The 12,903-nt window shown below is 74.9% G+C and carries 12 protein-coding genes; 9 read left to right on the forward strand and 3 right to left on the reverse strand.

Annotation, left to right across the window (positions count from 1 at the left end; translation table 11 throughout):
* Positions 1-40 precede the first annotated feature (40 nt).
* The 4 genes from EQG70_RS07430 (at position 41) to EQG70_RS07445 (ending at position 3,103) form a co-directional block, all read left to right on the forward strand.
* Positions 41-1,195, forward strand: coding sequence for a glutamate--cysteine ligase (locus EQG70_RS07430; protein ID WP_232035282.1), 1,155 nt, complete (start codon positions 41-43; stop codon positions 1,193-1,195).
* Entirely contained in the window at positions 1,192-1,971 is a 780-nt protein-coding gene (locus EQG70_RS07435; protein ID WP_031282909.1) for an alpha/beta fold hydrolase, read from the forward strand. Before EQG70_RS07430 ends, EQG70_RS07435 begins: the two co-directional genes overlap by 4 nt.
* The gene (locus EQG70_RS07440; RefSeq protein ID WP_109268014.1) at positions 1,968-2,669 is read left to right on the forward strand and encodes an esterase/lipase family protein; all 702 of its coding nucleotides are present in this window, start codon (positions 1,968-1,970) and stop codon (positions 2,667-2,669) included. The genes EQG70_RS07435 and EQG70_RS07440 overlap by 4 nt, the downstream gene beginning before the upstream one ends.
* Positions 2,670-2,827: 158 nt before the next feature.
* Positions 2,828-3,103, forward strand: coding sequence for an SHOCT domain-containing protein (locus tag EQG70_RS07445; protein ID WP_035928915.1), 276 nt, complete (start codon positions 2,828-2,830; stop codon positions 3,101-3,103).
* Between the two features lie 68 nt (positions 3,104-3,171).
* Here EQG70_RS07445 and EQG70_RS07450 read toward each other — a convergent pair whose 3' ends face one another.
* Entirely contained in the window at positions 3,172-3,489 is a 318-nt protein-coding gene (locus tag EQG70_RS07450; protein WP_232035283.1) for a DUF421 domain-containing protein, read from the reverse strand.
* A 117-nt stretch (positions 3,490-3,606) separates the two neighbouring features.
* Positions 3,607-4,854, reverse strand: a complete 1,248-nt coding sequence (locus EQG70_RS07455; RefSeq protein WP_109268012.1) for a cation:proton antiporter — start codon at positions 4,852-4,854, stop codon at positions 3,607-3,609.
* Positions 4,855-5,031: 177 nt separating this feature from the next.
* Between EQG70_RS07455 and EQG70_RS07460 the strand changes: the two genes are divergently transcribed.
* From EQG70_RS07460 to EQG70_RS07475, 4 genes are read left to right on the forward strand one after another with little or no spacing between them, the layout of a single operon-like run.
* The gene (locus EQG70_RS07460) at positions 5,032-5,907 is read left to right on the forward strand and encodes a potassium channel family protein (RefSeq protein WP_017833200.1); all 876 of its coding nucleotides are present in this window, start codon (positions 5,032-5,034) and stop codon (positions 5,905-5,907) included.
* Between the two features lie 45 nt (positions 5,908-5,952).
* Positions 5,953-6,873: an NADP-dependent oxidoreductase gene (locus EQG70_RS07465; RefSeq protein WP_035928924.1), complete on the forward strand. Its 921-nt coding sequence runs from the start codon at positions 5,953-5,955 to the stop codon at positions 6,871-6,873.
* A gap of 57 nt (positions 6,874-6,930) precedes the next feature.
* A complete protein-coding gene (locus EQG70_RS07470; RefSeq protein ID WP_017833198.1) occupies positions 6,931-8,694 on the forward strand; it encodes a dynamin family protein in 1,764 nt (587 codons plus the stop codon).
* Positions 8,691-10,379: a dynamin family protein gene (locus EQG70_RS07475; protein WP_109268011.1), complete on the forward strand. Its 1,689-nt coding sequence runs from the start codon at positions 8,691-8,693 to the stop codon at positions 10,377-10,379. The genes EQG70_RS07470 and EQG70_RS07475 overlap by 4 nt, the downstream gene beginning before the upstream one ends.
* Positions 10,380-10,448: 69 nt before the next feature.
* Here the strand turns inward: EQG70_RS07475 and EQG70_RS07480 are convergent, their stop codons facing one another.
* Positions 10,449-11,126 carry an IclR family transcriptional regulator gene (locus EQG70_RS07480; RefSeq protein WP_051063755.1) on the reverse strand — a complete coding sequence of 226 codons (678 nt, stop codon included), beginning with the start codon at positions 11,124-11,126 and terminating at the stop codon, positions 10,449-10,451.
* Between the two features lie 249 nt (positions 11,127-11,375).
* Here EQG70_RS07480 and leuC point away from each other — a divergent pair, with 249 nt between their 5' ends.
* Positions 11,376-12,878 (forward strand): 3-isopropylmalate dehydratase large subunit, encoded by a 1,503-nt coding sequence (gene leuC, locus EQG70_RS07485; RefSeq protein WP_035928931.1) that lies wholly within the window; start codon positions 11,376-11,378, stop codon positions 12,876-12,878.
* Positions 12,879-12,903 lie beyond the last annotated feature (25 nt).

Here is a 12,903-nt window from a genome sequence, read left to right on the forward strand (position 1 = left end):
CCCAGCCCGTCCGCACCGCTCCAGCCCCTCCCGGATGGTGGTGATCACCGTTTTCCCGCACCCGTCCCCCGCAGCGACCACCGGCCCCACCCGCACCTTCGGCGTGGAGGAGGAGCTGCTCCTCGTGGACGCCGTGACGCTGGAGCCCGCCCCCGCCGGCCCGGACGCCGTGGACGCGCACGCCGCCGGCGTCCGCTCCTCCCCGGCGACGGCACCGGCGCACCAGGTCACCACCGAGCTGCAGCAGGAGCAGATCGAGGTCGCGAGTCCTCCGCTGACCGGCCTCGCGGAGCAGATCGCCGCGATCCGTCAGGGGCGCCGCCTGGCCGACGCCGCCGCCCGCGCGGTGGGTGCCCGCGCCGTCGCCCTCGCCTCACCGGTCACGGCGGGCGCCCCGCACCTCGTGCCCGCACCGCGCTTCCGGTGGCTCCAGGAGCGCTTCGGGCTGGTGGCCGCCGAGCAGCTGACCTGCGGCCTCCACGTCCACGTGGGCGTCGGCAGCCGCGAGGAGGGCGTGGCCGTGCTGGACCGCATCCGGGTGTGGCTGCCCGTCCTGCTCGCCCTGAGCGGCAACTCCCCGTTCTGGTACGGCCGGGAGAGCGGCTTCAGCAGCTACCGCTACCAGGCCTGGGTCCGCTGGCCCACCTCCGGTCCCACGGAGGTCTTCGGCTCGGTCGAGGAGCACGACCGGCAGCGCGAGGCCCTGCTGCGCTCCGGGGTGCCCCTCGACCTCGGCATGATCTACTTCGACGCCCGGCTCTCGGCCCGCTACCCCACCGTGGAGATCCGGATCACCGACATGTGCCTGGACGCGGAGCACGCCGGGGTGCTGGCCGCCCTCGGCCGGGCGCTGGTCGAGACTGCCGCCCGCCAGTGGCGGGCGGGCCTCCCTGCGCCGCCGGTGAGCGCGGCGCAGCTGCGGACCTGGTCCTGGCAGGCCAGCAGGGACGGCGTCGAGGGGCCGTTGATCAGCCCGGCCTCCGGCGCGCCCGCCCCGGCCGCGGACGTCGTGGCGGAGCTGCTGGCCGTCGTGCGCCCCGTGCTCGCCGAGTGGGACGAGGCCGCGCAGGTGGAGTCCGTGGTGGCCGGCGTCCTGCGGGACGGCTCCGGCGCCCGGCGGCAGCTGGCGGCCCACGCCGTGCGGCGGGACCCGCTCGACGTCGTGCGCCTGGCGCTCGAGGCGACCCACCGGTGAGGGCGCGGGGGCACCCGGGGCTCGAGCGGCGGCGCGTCGTCGCCGGCACCCACGCGGTCGACGTGCGGGGGACCTTCGACCGCGCGCGGCCCCCGGTGGTCCTCGTGCACGGCATCGGCATGTCGGGCCGGTACTTCCTGCGGCTCGCTGACGCGCTCGCGGCCACGCACGACGTCTACGCCGTCGACCTGCCGGGCTGCGGGTCCTCGCCGCGCCCCGCCCGGCCCCTGTCGGTGCCCGAGCTCGGCCGCGTGGTTGCGGGGGCCGTCGAGGCGCTGGGGCTGCGGGCTCCCGTGGTCGTGGGGCACTCCATGGGCTGCCAGGTCGTCGTGGACGCCGTCAGGGACCACCCCGGGCTGTGCGCCGGCTACGTGCTGGTGGGACCGACCGTCGACCCCACCGCGCGCAGTCTGCTCGGCCAGGGACGGCGGCTGCTGCGGGACACCGCGCGCGAGCCCCTGCGCACCAACGCCGTGGTCGTCCGCGACTACCTCCGGATGGGCCCGCTCCGCTATCTGCGCACTGCCCGGCACATGCTCCGCGACCGGATCGAGGAGGACATCCGGGGCTGCACGCCCCCCGGGCTGGTGGTGCGCGGGTCCCGGGACCCCATCGCCCGGCGGGACTGGTCCCGCCGGCTGGCCCGGGCGGCCCCCGACGCCCGCTTCCTGGAGATCCCCGGGGCCCCGCACAACGTCCAGCACACCGACCCCCGGGAGCTCGCCGCCGCCTGCGCGCCCTTCCTCGCCGCCTGCCGTCCCGGGAGCCCGGTGTGATCCCGCGGCCGGGCGCGGCGGCCGCGAATCTCGCGGCCTGGGCCCGCGACTACGTCTACGCGGTCCGGTGGCAGGCCGCGGGCGTCCTCGGCCGGTGGGAGCCCGCCCACTACCGGGGCCGGGGAGAGCCGGGGCGGACGCCGGTCGTGCTGATCCCCGGGATCTACGAGTCGTGGACGTTCATGCTCCCGGTGGCCGGGCTGCTGCGGGAGCACGGCCACGACGTCCACGTGGTGGAGGACCTGAGGTTCAACACCGGGACCATCGAGGACATGGCGGCGCTGGTCGACGAGCACATCCGCCGGGAGGGGATCGAGCGCTGCGTGCTGGTGGCGCACAGCAAGGGCGGGCTGATCGGCAAGCACCTCCTGGCCCACCACAACAAGGGCACCGTGATCCGGGGGCTCGTGGCCGTCAACACCCCCTTCACGGGCTCCGAGCTCGCCCGGCTCCTGCCCCTCCCGACGATCCGGGTGTTCCTGCCCCACTCCCCGGAGCTCACCGCGCTGACCACCCGCCGGGAGGTCAACCAGCACATCGTCTCCGTCTACGGCCTGTTCGACCCCCACATCCCGGGCGGCAGCCACCTGGAAGGGGCGCGCAACGTCCGGCTCGGCACGCGCGGTCACTTCCTGCCGCTCAGCGACCCGCGCGTGCACGCGGCGATCATCGAGGGCATCGGCACGCTCACCCGCTGACCCCTCCGGCGCCCCGTGGGCCCGGCGGCCGCCGGCCCCTCCCGACCGGACCGCCCCGGCGTCGGAGGCGACTGCTACTCTTCGGCCACCGAGCGCGCCCCGGACGGCGCGCCGCCGGAGACAGGAACGACGGACGACGCCGGAGGGACGGTGGGACCGTGGGCGAACTGGGACTGACCCCCTTCCAGGGCTGGGAGGTGATGTCCTGGGCCCTGCTGGCCGCCGCCGCCGTGTGGACCGTGGCCCGGGGCGTCCGGTGGCTCGTGGGACGCTACGGGCAGAACACCCGCTGGGGCCGCAGGTCGCGCACCCGGCTCGGCCTGCGGCGGGCCCGTGACGGCCTGCTGGAGCGCCACGCCGCCGGAGAGCTCACCGAGGACGAGTACCGGGAGCGGCTGCGGCTGCTCGAGCAGGAGGGCCGCTCCGGCCCCTGACCGCCCCGGGACGGCGGGCGGGAACGTGCGAGCACCGGGCCCGGCGCAGCGCCACCGCGCCGTGCGGTTCACGCCTCCGGGCCGGCCGGTCCCCGGCGGTCGTCGTCGCCCAGGGCCTCGGTCCCGCGGACGTCCGCGAGCGCGGACCCGTCGCCGTAGGAGCTCGATGTGATGACGCTGAGCTTGCCGTTGGTCTCGAGCACGACCGCCTCGACCCGGGAGAGGTCCCCGGTGCCCTGCATGCGCACCGCCTGACGGATCTCCGACTCCGTGAGCCGGTTGCGGCGCAGCGCCTCGCCCCGGATCCGGCCATCGGCCAGCAGCAGGACGGGGTCCGAGGTGAAGAAGCGCCGGGCCCCCGGACGGCGCGCCGAGACGAGGGCCACGAGCAGCTGGAGAGCCGCGAGCAGGGCCAGGGCGGTGGCGCCCTATGCCCGGGAGTCAAACCACACGGCGGGCCTCCCGGTCCGTGATGAGGGGTCCGGGACAGGGGTGCTGCGGGCTCATGCGGGGGTCTCCTCCTCCTGTTTGCGCTCCGGCTCCCGGTGCTGGAGCCACGCGCTCAGCGGTGCGGTGGACAGCCCGTGGACGAGCACGGACAGGGTGACGGCCAGGGTGGTGTGGACGAAGATCTCGTGGTTGCCGGTGTGCCGTTCGGCCAGCGTCGCGTAGAACAGGGCGGAGACGCCGATGGGTCCGAACCAGCTCAGGACGAGCGTCTCGGCGCGGTCGTGCACGCCCCGCAGCAGCGGCCGGAGCGCCCACAGGGCGACGAAGCGGCGCAGCAGCAGCGCCGCGCCGAGGACCAGGGGAGCACCCCAGCCCAGTTCCGCCCACTCACCGACCGGCAGCGCCAGACCGAGCAGGATGAACACCGGCAGCAGGAACAGCCGGGCCACGGCGTCCTGGACCTTGTCCTCCTGCGCCTCGTCCCGCTGGGGGATCACCTGCCCGAAGACCGCGACGCCCACGAAGACGGCCAGCAGGGCGTCGGTGCCCAGCAGCTTGCCGGTCCCGAGCAGCACGAGTGCCAGCGGCACCACGAAGGCCAGGTAGGAGCTCTCCTCCATGAGCCCGTGCCGGCGGACGACGACGAACAGCCTGCCCAGCAGGAAGCCCGCCAGCGCCCCGAACACCGCCGCGCCGAGCACCTCCCACAGCAGGACGGTGGTCAGCAGCTCGTGCCACGCCCGGTCCGGCTCGGTCAGCAGCAGCACCGGGAGGAGGACGAAGAGGTAGGCCAGTCCGTCGTTGAGCCCGCTCTCGGCCGAGAGATTGTGCCGGACCCGCTCGGGAATCCGCTCCTCGGCCAGGGAACCCGTGACGATCGGGGTGGTGACCACGGGGTCGGTCGGGGTGATGATCGCGCCCAGCAGCAGCGCCACCAGGAACGGCACACCCAGCGCCGCCCACAGCACGCCGGTGGCCACGACGAGCATCAGGGCCATGCCCAGCCCGATGACCACGGCGATCCAGCGGGCGTCGCTGCGCCAGTAGCCGTGCGGCAGGCGCAGGGCGACCCCGGCCAGGCCCACCGCCAGGGTGATCCGCGCCGCCTGCTCCAGCAGCGTTCCCGGGGGCAGGCCGAAGTCCTCGATCCGCACGAGGTCCAGCGCGTAGGGGCCGATCAGCGCGCCGAACGCGAGGGCGAGCACCGGGCCGGGGAGACTGATCCGCTGCAGCAGCGTCGAGAACGCCGAGATCAGCAGGACGGCTCCGGCGAAGAGCGCCAGCACCAGGTTGATGTCCATCGTCGTCCTTCCGTCCCTGTGGGGGCCGCGTCGCCGTCCGGGGCAGCGGATGCTTCCACCGTAACCCTGCTGATGGTCCCCGGGGCAAGCACGGAGGCCGAACCTCCGGGACGGGCCCGGGCGCCACCGGGTAAGGTCCCCGGGAAGGACGGTCATCGACTGGGACGGAGCGACGACGTGGACGTGCTGCTGACGCTGCTGGGGACCACGGTGATCGTGCTCGGCCTGCGGGACATGTACCACAGCCTGCTGCACCCCAGCGGCTCGGGCGCCGTCGGCGGCCGGGTGCAGTCGGGCGTCTGGTGGGTCTCCCGGCGCACCGGGCACCGCTTCGGCTCGGCCGTGGGCCCGGGCTCGATGATCACGGTGGTGCTCCTGTGGGTGCTCCTGCAGGGCCTCGGCTGGGCCCTGATCTACCTGCCGCACGTCCCCGAGGGCTTCACGTACTCGCCGGGGGTGGACCCCGCCGCCTACCCCGATCTCCTCGAGGCCCTCTACCTCTCGTTCGTCACCCTGGCGACGCTGGGGTTCGGGGACGTCGTGGCCACCGACCCCTGGATCCGGCTGGCCACCCCGCTGGAGGCGCTGACCGGGTTCGCCCTGCTCACGGCGGCCCTGACGTGGTTCACCCAGATCTATCCGCCGCTGTCCCGCCGCCGGGCCCTGGCGCTCGAGCTGACGTCCCTCGCCGAGGTGGAGTACGCGGACGGGATCGCGGAGGAGGACCCCGTGACGGCGGCCCGGGTGCTGGACGGGCTGACCGCGGAGGTGTCCCGGGCCCGGATCGACTTCACCCAGCACGGCGAGACGTACTACTTCCAGGAGGAGGACCCGGACCTCTCCCTGGCCCGGCAGCTGGCCTACGCCCTCGAGCTGCGCGACCGTGCCGCCGCGTCCTCGGCGCCGCCGGTGCGCACGAGCGCCCGCCGCCTGGGCCTGGCCCTGGAGCAGCTCGCGCGAAAGCTGCGGGAGGACTTCGTCAGCACGGGGGAGGCCCCCGGGGAGGTGTTCGCCGCCTACGCCGCGGATCACCTGCGGGAGCCGGGCCGCTGACCCGCGGCCGGGAACAGATTCCCGGGACCGCCGGTTGCGCGGAGCATGAAGGCATTGACGTACGCCCGCTACGGCGGCCCCGAAGTCCTCGAGCTCACCGACCTCCCCGAGCCCAAGGTCCCCCCGGGCTGGGTGCTCCTGAAGGTGCGCAGCGCCGCGATCAACCCCGTGGACTGGAAGATCATGGCCGGCGGCCTCGATCCGCTGATGGAGGTCCAGTTCCCGGTGGTGCCCGGCTGGGACGTGTCCGGGGTCGTGGAGGCCGTCGGCATCGACGTCCCGGAGTGGGCCCCGGGCGACGAGGTGATCTCCTACGCCCGCACGGACTGGGTGCACGGCGGGACGATGGCCGAGTACGTCGCCCTGCCCGCACGCCTGCTCGCGCCGAAGCCGGCCTCCGTGGACTGGGACCGGGCGGCCGCGCTGCCGCTCGCCGGGCTCACGGCCTACCAGGTCCTCGGCCGCCTGGAGGCGGCCGCGGGAGAGACCGTGCTCGTGCACAACGCCTCCGGGGGCGTGGGCGGCTACGCCGTCCAGCTCGCCGCGGCCCGGGGCGCCCGCGTGATCGGCACGGCGTCGGAGGCCAACCACGAGTACCTGCGCGGTCTCGGCGCGGAGCCCGTGGCCTACGGGGACGGGCTGCCCGAGCGGGTCCGGGAGCTGGCTCCGGACGGCGTGGACGTCGTGGTCGACCTCGTAGGCGGGGTCGTGGAGCAGACGCTCGCCGTCCTGAAGGACGGGGGGCGGCACGCCTCCGTGGCCGACGACGCGGTCGAGGCCCACGGCGGGACGTGGATGTGGGTGCGTCCCTCCGCCGAGGACCTCACCGAGCTGGGCCGTCTGGTGGACCGGGGCGCGCTGCGGATAGAGCTCGCCCGCAGCGTGCCCCTGGCCGAGGGTGTGGAGGCCTACCGGCTCAGCCAGGAGGGGCATGTCCGCGGCAAGATCGCCGTCCGGATGGCGTGAGCCCCCGGCGACCCGCGCCGCGTAGGTGCACAGCAGGCTGACTGGCACAATGTCCCTGTGACCGACCAGACAGAGATCCTGAGCGCCCTCGAGGACGCGCGGGCGCTGCTCGCGGCGTCGACCCTCCCGCTGTCCACGACCGACGTGCTGCGCGAGCGCGAGGACATCGACCGTGCCGTCGCCCAGCTCGACGACTACGTGCTGCCCCGGGTGCGCTCCCTCGACGCGCCGCTGCTCGCGGTGGTCGGCGGCTCCACGGGCGCCGGCAAGTCGACCCTGGTCAACGCGGTCGTGGGGCACCCCGTGACCCGGTCCGGGGCCATCCGCCCGACCACCCGGCAGCCCATCCTGATCCACCACCCGCGCGACGCCGAGGCGTTCTCGACCCAGCGGGTGCTCCCGCACCTGAGCCGGATCCACGCGCGGAAGGTCATCCCCGCCGGCTCGACCGCAGCGGACACCGCCTCCCCGTCCGCGCTGCCCGGCACCGCGGACGGCCAGGCCCTCGTGCTGCTCGCCGAGCCGCGGATCCCCGAGGGCGTCGCCCTGCTCGACGCCCCGGACGTCGACTCGATCTCCGACGAGAACCGCCGGCTCGCGGGGCAGCTGCTGGCCGCCGCCGACCTGTGGCTGTTCGTGACCACCGCGAACCGCTACGCCGACGCCGTGCCGTGGCGGCTGCTCGTCGAGGCCGCCCAGCGGGACATCACGGTGGCCGTGGTCCTCGACCGGGTCCCGCAGGGGCTCGAGGCCGAGATCGAGGACGACCTCCGGCGGATGCTCGCCGAGCAGGGCCTCGGGGACGCCCCGGTGTTCACCGTCCCGGAGTCACCGCTCAACGAGATGGGCATGCTCCCGCCCCACGTCGTCGCCCCCGTGGTGGACTTCCTGGCCGAACTGGGGCGCAACGCCGCCTCCCGCTCGGAGATCGCCCGCCGGACCCTCGGCGGCGCGGTCCGCTCCATCGCGGAGCGCACCGGCGCGGCCGGGACGGCGGTGCTCTCCCAGCACCGCGTCGAGGCGCAGCTGCGCCACGACGTGGACCGCGCCTTCGACGAGGCGCTCGCCGCCGTCATCGAGTCGACCCGGGACGGGACCCTGCTGCGCGGCGAGGTCCTCGCCCGCTGGCAGGACTTCGTGGGCACCGGCGAGTTCTTCCGCAACCTCGAGGCCGGGATCGGCCGGATGCGGGACCGGCTCACCGCCTTCTTCAGCGGGCGGCCGGCACCCGAGGTCCAGGTCGAGGAGGCCATCGAGACCGGTCTGCAGACCGTGATCGTTGAGGAGGCCGCGCGCGCCTCCGAGACCGCGGAGCGCCGCTGGCTGGACGAGCCTGCGGGCCGGGTCCTGCTCGGCGGGTCCGACCTCGGCTCGCTGCCCCCGGACTTCCGCGAGCGCACGGCAGAGCAGGTGCGCGCCTGGCAGGGCGACCTCATGGAGCTGATCCAGCGCGAGGGCGCGGACAAGCGGACCAGGGCGCGGGCCATGTCGCTGGGTGTGAACGCGCTCACCGTGATCCTCATGATCGGCGTGTTCTCCATGACGGGCGGGCTCACCGGGCTGGAGGTCGGCATCGCCGGAGGCTCCGGCGTGGTGGGCACCAAGCTGCTCGAGGCGGTCTTCGGGGAGGACGCCGTGCGGCGGATGGCCGAGGACGCCCGCAAGAACCTCGAGTCCCGGATCCACACGGTCATGGACCAGCAGGCGTCCGTGTTCCTGCGGCGCCTCGACGTCCTGGACGGGCACCCGGAGGCCGACGAGCTCGTGGCCGTGGCCGAGCGCATCCGCGCCGCCGGGCGGACGCTGGGGGAGAGCGCATGAGCCCCGCCCGGCAGGCGGCGCCGACTCTCTCCGAACGGCTCACCGCGCTCGCGCGCGCCACGGAGCTGGCCTCCGGCCGGCTCGACGACGTGGCCGTGGCGGCGTCCCGCACCGTCCTGGACCGCGCCGCCGAGCGGCGCTCCCTGTCCGCCGACCACACCGTGGTGGGCTTCTTCGGGGCGACCGGGTCCGGGAAGTCCACCCTGTTCAACGCGGTCGTGGGACGGGACATCGCCCGGGCCGCCGCCCGCCGCCCCACCACCTCCGAGCCGCTGGCCGCCGTCTGGGGGGAGCCGGGCAGCGAGGCCCTGCTGGACTGGCTCGGTGTCACCCAGCGCCACCACGTCGACACGCCCCTGCCCACCGGGCACGCGGACGCCGGCCGGTGGACGCGCGTCAAGGAGCGGATCACGGGCGCGCCCGCCGCGGAGGCGCCCGGCGGTCTGATCCTGCTCGACCTGCCGGACTTCGACTCCGTGAGCCTGCACCACCGCACCATCGTGCAGCGTCTCGTCGGCATGGTCGACGTCGTGGTGTGGGTCGTGGACCCGCAGAAGTACGCCGACGCGGTCATCCACCAGGAGTTCATCGCGCCGCTGGCCCGGCACGGGGCCGTGACCATGGTGGTGATGAACCAGGTGGACCGGCTGCCGGCCGCCGAGGTCCCCGCCGTGATGGCCTCCCTCGAGGAGCTCGTGGCCCAGGACGGGCTGCCCACCACGGGGCTGTCGAAGCCGGTGGCCGTCTCCGCGGTGACGGGGGAGGGCGTCGAGGCCCTCCGCGCGCGGATCCGCCAGGTGGCCGACACCAGGGCGGCGGTCGGCGCCCGGCTCGACGCCGACGTGGACGACGCCGCCGCGCTGCTCGCCGAGGCCTCCGGGGACGGGGAGCCTGCCGGGATCACCGAGCCGGCGCAGGAGCGGCTCACCGACGGGCTGGCGCAGGCCGCCAACGTGCCCGGGATCGCCCGGGCCGCCGGGAGGTCCTACGCCCTGCACGCGGCGGGGCACACGGGGTGGATCCCCACCCGGTGGCTGCTGAGGTTCCGCAAGGACCCGATGCGGCGGCTGAACCTCGACCGGGGTGGGACCGTGAACCCCGAGGTCAACCGCACGTCCCTGCCGCCCATGGGCGCCGCCCAGCGGGCTGCGGCCGACTCCGCGGTGCGCACCTTCGCCCACGACGCCGCAAACGGGGCCGCCGAACCGTGGACCCGGTCGGTCCGGCAGGCCGCGCGCACCCACGAGGAGAGGCTGCCGGACGCGATCGACCAGGCGGTCGCCCGCACCGACTTCCGGGCCGGGCGGAACTCCTGGTGGTGGCTCGTCCTCGACGTCGTCCAGTGGCTCGCGATGCTCGCGGTGGTCGCGGGTCTGCTGTGGCTCCTGGGCCTGTTCCTGCTCGAGTGGTTCCAGATCCCCGTCCCGCCGCCCCCGTACGTCGAGGGCTTCCCGCTGCCCGTGCCCACGCTGCTCGTCCTCGCCGGGGTGGTGCTCGGGATCTTCACGGCCCTGACCGGCCGGGTCCTCGCCGGCTTCGGCGCCCGGATGCGGGAGCGCTCGGTGCGGCGCCGGCTGCGCGAGTCGGTGGCCGAGGCCGCCCGGCGCACCGTCGTCGACCCCGTGCGGGCGGAGCTCGAGGCCTTCGCCGCCTTCCGGAGGGCGCTGGCCGTCCTGCGCGGCTGAGCGCGGCGGCCGCGGAGCGTCCCCCGCCGCACGGCGGGGGACGGCAGGGCGGGGGCCGCCGGCGCCCGGCTACTGGGTGGTGGCCCGGACCGCCTCCGTGAGCTGGCGCGCGGCCTGCACCACGACCTCGGCGTGCAGCCGGCCCGGCTGGCGGGTGAGCCGTTCGATCGGTCCGGAGATCGACACCGCGGCGATCACCCGGCCCGAGGGTCCGCGCACCGGGGCCGAGACGGAGGCGATGCCCGGTTCGCGCTCGCCCAGCGACTGCGCCCAGCCCCGGCGGCGCACCCCGGCCAGCACGGTCGCGGAGAACCGCGCGTGGCGCAGGCCCTCGAGCAGGCGGTCGTGGTCCTCCCACGCGACGAGCACCTGCGCGGCGGAGCCCGCCTTCATCGACAGCTGCGTGCCCACCGGGATCGTGTCCCGCAGCCCGATCGGCCGCTCGGCGGAGGCCACGCACACGCGCCAGTCGCCCTGCCGGCGGAAGATCTGCGCGGACTCCCCGGTGGCGTCCCGCAGGTTCATCAGGACGGGGCCGGCGGCCGCGATCAGGCGGTCCTCGCCGGCCGCGGACGCCAGCTCCACGAGCCGGGAGCCGAGCACGAACCGGCCCTGGATGTCCCGTCCCACGAACCGGTGGTGGGCCAGTGCCACGGCCAGCCGGTGCACGGTGGGCCGGGCGAGGCCCGTGGCGCTCACCAGCTGGGCCAGCGTCGCCGGCCCCGCCTCGAGGGCGTCGAGGATCATCGCGGCCTTGTCGACCACCCCCACCCCGCTGGGCGCGGTGGTCGCGGTCAGCGCGAGCGACTCCCCGGTGCCCTGCCCGCCCAGCGGCGTGCCGAGCGGGGCGCCGGACGGATCCATGTGTCCAGATGTGTCCATGCACTGATACTGACGTCTCAAAATGTGAGAAGCAAGCCCAAAAGCTGGCCCGTCGCGAGCCGGGCGCCGACCATGGAGGAAACACGTTGCACAGGCAGCACGGAAGGATCCGCCATGCCGGACTACCAGTCCTCGACCCCCTCCACGACCTCCGCCGCACCCTCCGGGCCTCGGGGCGGGCGCACCCTCGCCGAGAAGGTCTGGGCGGACCACCTCGTGCGCCAGGGCGAGGACGGGCGGCCGGACCTGCTCTACATCGACCTCCACCTGCTCCACGAGGTCACCTCGCCGCAGGCCTTCGAGGGGCTGCGCCTGGCGGGCCGCCCGCTGCGCCGACCCGAGCTCACGATCGCCACCGAGGACCACAACACGCCCACGCAGGACATCTTCTCCCGCATCGCCGACGACACGTCCCGCAAGCAGATCGAGACCCTGCGGGCCAACTGCGCCGAGTTCGGCGTGCGCCTGCACCCGCTCGGGGACGCCGAGCAGGGCATCGTGCACGTGGTGGGCCCCCAGCTGGGCCTCACCCAGCCCGGGATGACCGTGGTCTGCGGCGACTCCCACACCTCCACCCACGGCGCGTTCGGGGCCCTGGCCTTCGGCATCGGCACCTCCGAGGTCGAGCACGTGATGGCCACCCAGACGCTGCCGCTCGCCCCGTTCCGGACCATGGCCATCAACGTCGAGGGCACGCTGCGCCCGGGGGTGTCCGCCAAGGACATCATCCTGGCCGTGATCGCCAAGATCGGCACCGGCGGCGGACAGGGCTACGTCCTGGAGTACCGGGGCTCGGCCATCCGCGCCCTGTCCATGGAGGCTCGGATGACCATCTGCAACATGTCGATCGAGGCCGGCGCCCGCGCGGGCATGATCGCCCCCGACGACACCACGTTCGACTACGTCCAGGGCCGTCCGCACGCGCCGCAGGGCGCCGACTGGGACGCGGCCGTCGAGTACTGGCGGACCCTGCGCACCGACGAGGACGCCGTCTTCGACGCCGAGGTCTTCCTCGACGCGGACGAGCTCGAGCCGTTCGTCACCTGGGGCACCAACCCCGGCCAGGGCGTCCCCCTGTCCCAGGCCGTCCCCGACCCCGAGGACATCGGGGACGAGAACGACAAGGCCAACGCCCGCCGGGCCCTCGAGTACATGGGCCTGGCCGCCGGCACCCCGATGAAGGAGATCCCGGTGGACACCGTCTTCCTGGGCTCCTGCACCAACTCCCGGATCGAGGACCTGCGGGCGGCGGCGGAGATCGTCAAGGGCCGCGCCAAGGCGCAGAACGTCCGGATGATGGTGGTGCCGGGCTCGGCCAAGGTGCGGCTGCAGGCCGAGGCCGAGGGCCTGGACCGGGTGTTCAAGGACTTCGGCGCGGACTGGCGCTTCGCGGGCTGCTCGATGTGCCTGGGCATGAACCCGGACCAGCTCGCCCCCGGCGAGCGGTGCGCCTCGACGTCGAACCGCAACTTCGAGGGCCGGCAGGGCAAGGGCGGGCGCACCCACCTCGTCTCGCCCGTGGTGGCCGCCGCCACCGCGGTGCGCGGCACGCTGTCCTCCCCGTCCGACCTCGAGCCCGCCGGCGCCCCCACGGACCTCGCGTCCGCCGGCGCCTGAGCCCTCGACCCGAAGCCCAGAAAGG

Origin of the sequence: Kocuria rosea (assembly GCF_006094695.1) — a bacterium.
Taxonomy (GTDB): Bacteria; Actinomycetota; Actinomycetes; order Actinomycetales; family Micrococcaceae; genus Kocuria; species Kocuria rosea.

Bases quoted from the DNA above. Each gene is read 5' to 3' on its own strand.
- EQG70_RS07455 (WP_109268012.1), bottom strand. From the start codon at position 4,854: ATGGACATCAACCTGGTGCTGGCGCTCTTCGCCGGAGCCGTCCTGCTG.
- EQG70_RS07465 (WP_035928924.1), top strand. From the start codon at position 5,953: ATGAAGGCATTGACGTACGCCCGCTACGGCGGCCCCGAAGTCCTCGAG.
- EQG70_RS07475 (WP_109268011.1), top strand. From the start codon at position 8,691: ATGAGCCCCGCCCGGCAGGCGGCGCCGACTCTCTCCGAACGGCTCACC.
- EQG70_RS07480 (WP_051063755.1), bottom strand. From the start codon at position 11,126: ATGATCCTCGACGCCCTCGAGGCGGGGCCGGCGACGCTGGCCCAGCTG.
- leuC (WP_035928931.1), top strand. From the start codon at position 11,376: ATGCCGGACTACCAGTCCTCGACCCCCTCCACGACCTCCGCCGCACCC.